Consider the following 3,793-nt stretch of genomic DNA (forward strand, 5'->3'; position numbering starts at 1 on the left):
GACATGTAATTTGTCATGATTAAGATGACTGTGGCAATGTTCGTGAATTAATTATAATTGGTAGCGATGTCATAGGGGGTGAGGGTGGCTTGGATTTATCAGATTTATTCGCAATTAATGGTCGCGTTTCGGGAACGAAAACAATGATCAAACAAGTGAATGGACAGACGGTCAAAAAGCTAGTTATTGGGAAGTTTTGCTGGTGGGCGTTCTTTTTTACAGCAATTTATGCGGCCGTTAGTAAAAAATATCGGACGAAGGGGTTCGTTGCCAAAATGTTCGTTATCTTATTAATTTTAGTGCTAATTAACTTTGGCTTGTCCTATCTTTTTGACGGTACGGATTGGTTGTGGAATCTACTAGAGGGTGTTTATTTTGGGCTCATGTTTAACACTTGGTACTACGACCAATTAATTAAAAATGGTTATCAAGAAGTTCATAATCACCAACCAGTGGAATTTGAATGATTAGCAAGAGTTGAAGGAGGCTACCTATGAAAGAGAAGGTAGACGTCGAAGCACTGCATGCGTTTTATCGCGGTATTAGTGAATTAATTGGCGTTGAAGGAATGCTGAAGGTTTTTGAACAGTACCGGGGAATGCAAATTACAATTCCAATTCATCTGTATGATCGCGATTTGGCGGCTAATCACGTTGTTCAGCAATATGATGGGCATAATAGCTATGACTTGGCCAATAAATATGGTTATTCACAGCGGTGGGTGGTGAAAATCATAAAAGATAGTCAGCAAAAAAATAGTTAAAAATATTATTTAGAGGAGTAGATTCAAATGGATTTTTCAGATTGGTTTGATTTTAATAATCGGGTAAAGCAGGATATGACATTGGTCAAGGAAGTTAACGGACAAACGGTTACTAAACAAGTTAAGGGATCAATTAACTGGCTTGCACTTATTTTTACGGGATTTTATGCAATGTTTAGTCAAAAGTATAAGACTAAGGACTTCTTACAAAAGGCCTTAGTTCCGTTTGTAGCGTTGATTTTGTTGAATATTATTGTGAATCTTTTGTTAGGCAATATGATTGAGCTCATTACTAATATTGCGGGTGCAGTTTGGTATGGATTAATGTTTGATACCTGGTTTAAAAATCAATTAATAGCTAATGGCTACCACGTTCAAAATGGGGGACAAGCCAAGGTGACTACTGACCAACATGATTTTGAATAGTTAGCAGCGTGTCAGGTAGTGATTACTAATCAAGGTAATCACTTTTTATTAGACAAGCTTAAAAAGCAGCCACAAGTCGCCATTGGTAATCGGGGTACGGAGATGAATGTGTCTATTCTGGGAAATGCAAGGTCAATATTTGGAGTGGATTTAAATTTAAAAGTGATTTTAAGGGGTGTGAAAAGACCATGAAACATTGTACGAACTGTGGTTTTAAGTTGGAAACGGGGACGAAGTTTTGCCCTAAGTGTGGACAAGCAATCAAGTCAGACCAGCAAAGTGGCGACCAGGAGAGAACCACTGTGCAACGGGGCGAGGATGAATTAACAAATGATACGGTAGTCAAGACAACCCCACGGATTTCTAAAAATCAACAATCAATGGCTAATGGCCAAACTAAAACGCGGAATAATAGTCTGGTTATCGCGATTCTGGTTATTTTAGTTGTGGTAAGTGGATTCCTCTTTATTAAAAAACGAATGGTAGTTTCCCGCGACCAATTGGCCAGTAACGTGACTAAAGCGGTTCAAAATCAGGATGGGAAGCTGTTTTTAAAACAATTTTCAAAGGATGATCAAGCGTTAAAATTTAGTGATGTTGGCGCTAAGAGTGTTGTTAAGGATATTCACAATCATTCTAGGGACTCGTTAAGTGAAACCGGCCGGATTATTGTTAATGGTCAACACGTCTCAGGTACTAAGGTTAAATATTATTTTAATGTTGAGAGCAAAAAGGTCATGGGAATGTTTACTAGTTATTATCTAACCACGAGAAGGACCCCGGTTCGGGTATTGGATTATACCGAAAGCGGCGGCCCCGTGACGATTAAGCTAAAGGACGCAAATAATCAACGTGTGTCTAAGCAGCAACTGAGTAGCGGCTTTTTCCCGGGAAAATATAACTTTGATGTGCGCTCGGGTGATACCCAGGGAGACTACTGGATCTGGGCCGCTGGTGATGGTGAAACCATTGATTTAACCCTCACTTCTGATGATTAGTAGAAACGCAAAGGTTCAAAATTTGATGGTGCTTACTTATTTAGAAGTGTAGATTTTATTATAAAGAGAACGCTAAGTTAGCGTGGGAGTGACAATGAATGAAAAAAGCTTATCACTGGTTGGAGTTACTAGCCGTAGTTGGGTTGGTATTGGTTGGATTAGCGGCCTGTGGACAAAAGGCGGCAACGACTAGCAGTGGGGATACGGGGTATAAAAACTCTATTAATAAGGGACTAGATGCAGTTGCCGAAGAAAAATATAGTAAAGCCCTAACTTATTTCGATAACGCTTTAACGCAGAAGCCCAAAGACCCTAAGGCAAAAGCTTATCGTGATCAAACGCAGGCCTACATTGACACTAGATCACAACTTAAGGCGGGTGAAGTTCAAACGGCTGTTACCACGGTTACGGCAGGCGTTAAAATTACAAATGGTGCTAAAAGTTTAACTACTAAGCTTAGTGAGCTAAGAAAGACGGCCAGGGATGATTTAGCGGAATATCAAAAACTGGATAAAGCCGTTACGGCACAACTAAGCGTTACGGATAACAATTACGATGCGGATGTCATCAAGCAGTGTGAGGCCATTGATTGGACTAAAAAGCCGTACCTTAAAAAGTTGAAAGTCAACGTCAATAAATTGTTGAAGCGTGCTGATCAAAGTAGCAGTGCTAGTAGCTCGATGACGGATTCCAGCAGTTCGACGGATAATAAGGTAAGTGCGACCGACCATAAAGAAGCAGTACTGATGCGGAAAAATATTGTTCAGTCAGACCCTGGTCATTGGGATAGCGCGGCTTTGGAACAGGTTCCAGATTCAGTGATTGTTGCGGCAACCAATAAATCGAATGAAATGGGCGGTGACCCAGGAACCACGGCAAACATGATTGCAAAGCAGTATCCAAATATTAAAAAGAATAATTCAAGCGATACTGATAAATCTTCTTCTGAAAGCCATTCAGAGCAAGACGATGCTAACCAGGTTAGACAGGTATTAGTTGGTACTCAAGGTTTTTCTAAGTCTGTTTTGGCTGGTATTCCAGATAGTGAAATTCTTAATGCAGCTAAGCCTGACTTTATGACTAATAGTGATATTGCTCGTACAGCAGGGACGTTATTAAAAAAATCTCCAAATCTAAAGTAAATTATTTGTTTTTATTGTTTTGAAGAGAAAATTATTTGATGGACGATGGGTTTCTTCGTTGTGGAAGGTGCTTATCGTCTTTTTTGTAATGTATCGCCAAAATTGTTATTAACCATTTTCGCGATTAACCCTAATAATTACTACCCAATACAAAATTCGGCATGTATGTAAATTTTCATATTTCGTGATATGTAGAACCAATTAGTAATCACCGGAGTCTGCCTCTGTTATATCGTTGTTCAATTGCTGACGAGTACAGAAACTTTGTATATCATCTAATTCACTTATTTGTCTAGTAACCATACTTTCACCAATACCTTGAATTGTTTGAAGCGGTTCATATTCAGGTAAGAACTTCTCGAATTTTGTCATTTTCAAGAAAGGTGGGTACCGCGCAATTTTTACTGCTAATACCTGTTCTACTAAGCCCTTTATTTGCATATATAATTCGAAGTAACGAATAC

At 39.0% G+C, this 3,793-nt stretch carries 6 protein-coding genes; 5 read left to right on the top strand and 1 reads right to left on the bottom strand.

Annotated features, from left to right (window positions below):
- The first annotated feature begins 89 nt into the window (after nucleotides 1–89).
- From D1831_RS13980 to D1831_RS14000, 5 genes are all read left to right on the top strand, one after another.
- Entirely contained in the window at nucleotides 90–467 is a 378-nt protein-coding gene (locus tag D1831_RS13980) for a hypothetical protein (protein ID WP_125073420.1), read from the top strand.
- Nucleotides 468–493: 26 nt separating this feature from the next.
- On the top strand, nucleotides 494–763 hold the full coding sequence (locus D1831_RS13985; RefSeq protein ID WP_125073421.1) for a Mor transcription activator family protein: 270 nt from the start codon (nucleotides 494–496) through the stop codon (nucleotides 761–763).
- Between the two features lie 27 nt (nucleotides 764–790).
- Nucleotides 791–1,189 carry a hypothetical protein gene (locus D1831_RS13990; RefSeq protein ID WP_125073422.1) on the top strand — a complete coding sequence of 133 codons (399 nt, stop codon included), beginning with the start codon at nucleotides 791–793 and terminating at the stop codon, nucleotides 1,187–1,189.
- A gap of 188 nt (nucleotides 1,190–1,377) precedes the next feature.
- Nucleotides 1,378–2,187, top strand: coding sequence for a zinc-ribbon domain-containing protein (locus D1831_RS13995; protein ID WP_125073423.1), 810 nt, complete (start codon nucleotides 1,378–1,380; stop codon nucleotides 2,185–2,187).
- A 98-nt stretch (nucleotides 2,188–2,285) separates the two neighbouring features.
- Nucleotides 2,286–3,329, top strand: a complete 1,044-nt coding sequence (locus D1831_RS14000; protein WP_125073424.1) for a hypothetical protein — start codon at nucleotides 2,286–2,288, stop codon at nucleotides 3,327–3,329.
- Nucleotides 3,330–3,530: 201 nt separating this feature from the next.
- Here the strand turns inward: D1831_RS14000 and D1831_RS14730 are convergent.
- A partial coding sequence (locus tag D1831_RS14730; protein ID WP_225422906.1) for a hypothetical protein occupies nucleotides 3,531–3,793 on the bottom strand: 263 nt, incomplete at its 5' end.

It is taken from the genome of Lactiplantibacillus garii, assembly GCF_003885105.1.
GTDB classification, from domain to species: Bacteria; Bacillota; Bacilli; order Lactobacillales; family Lactobacillaceae; genus Lactiplantibacillus; species Lactiplantibacillus garii.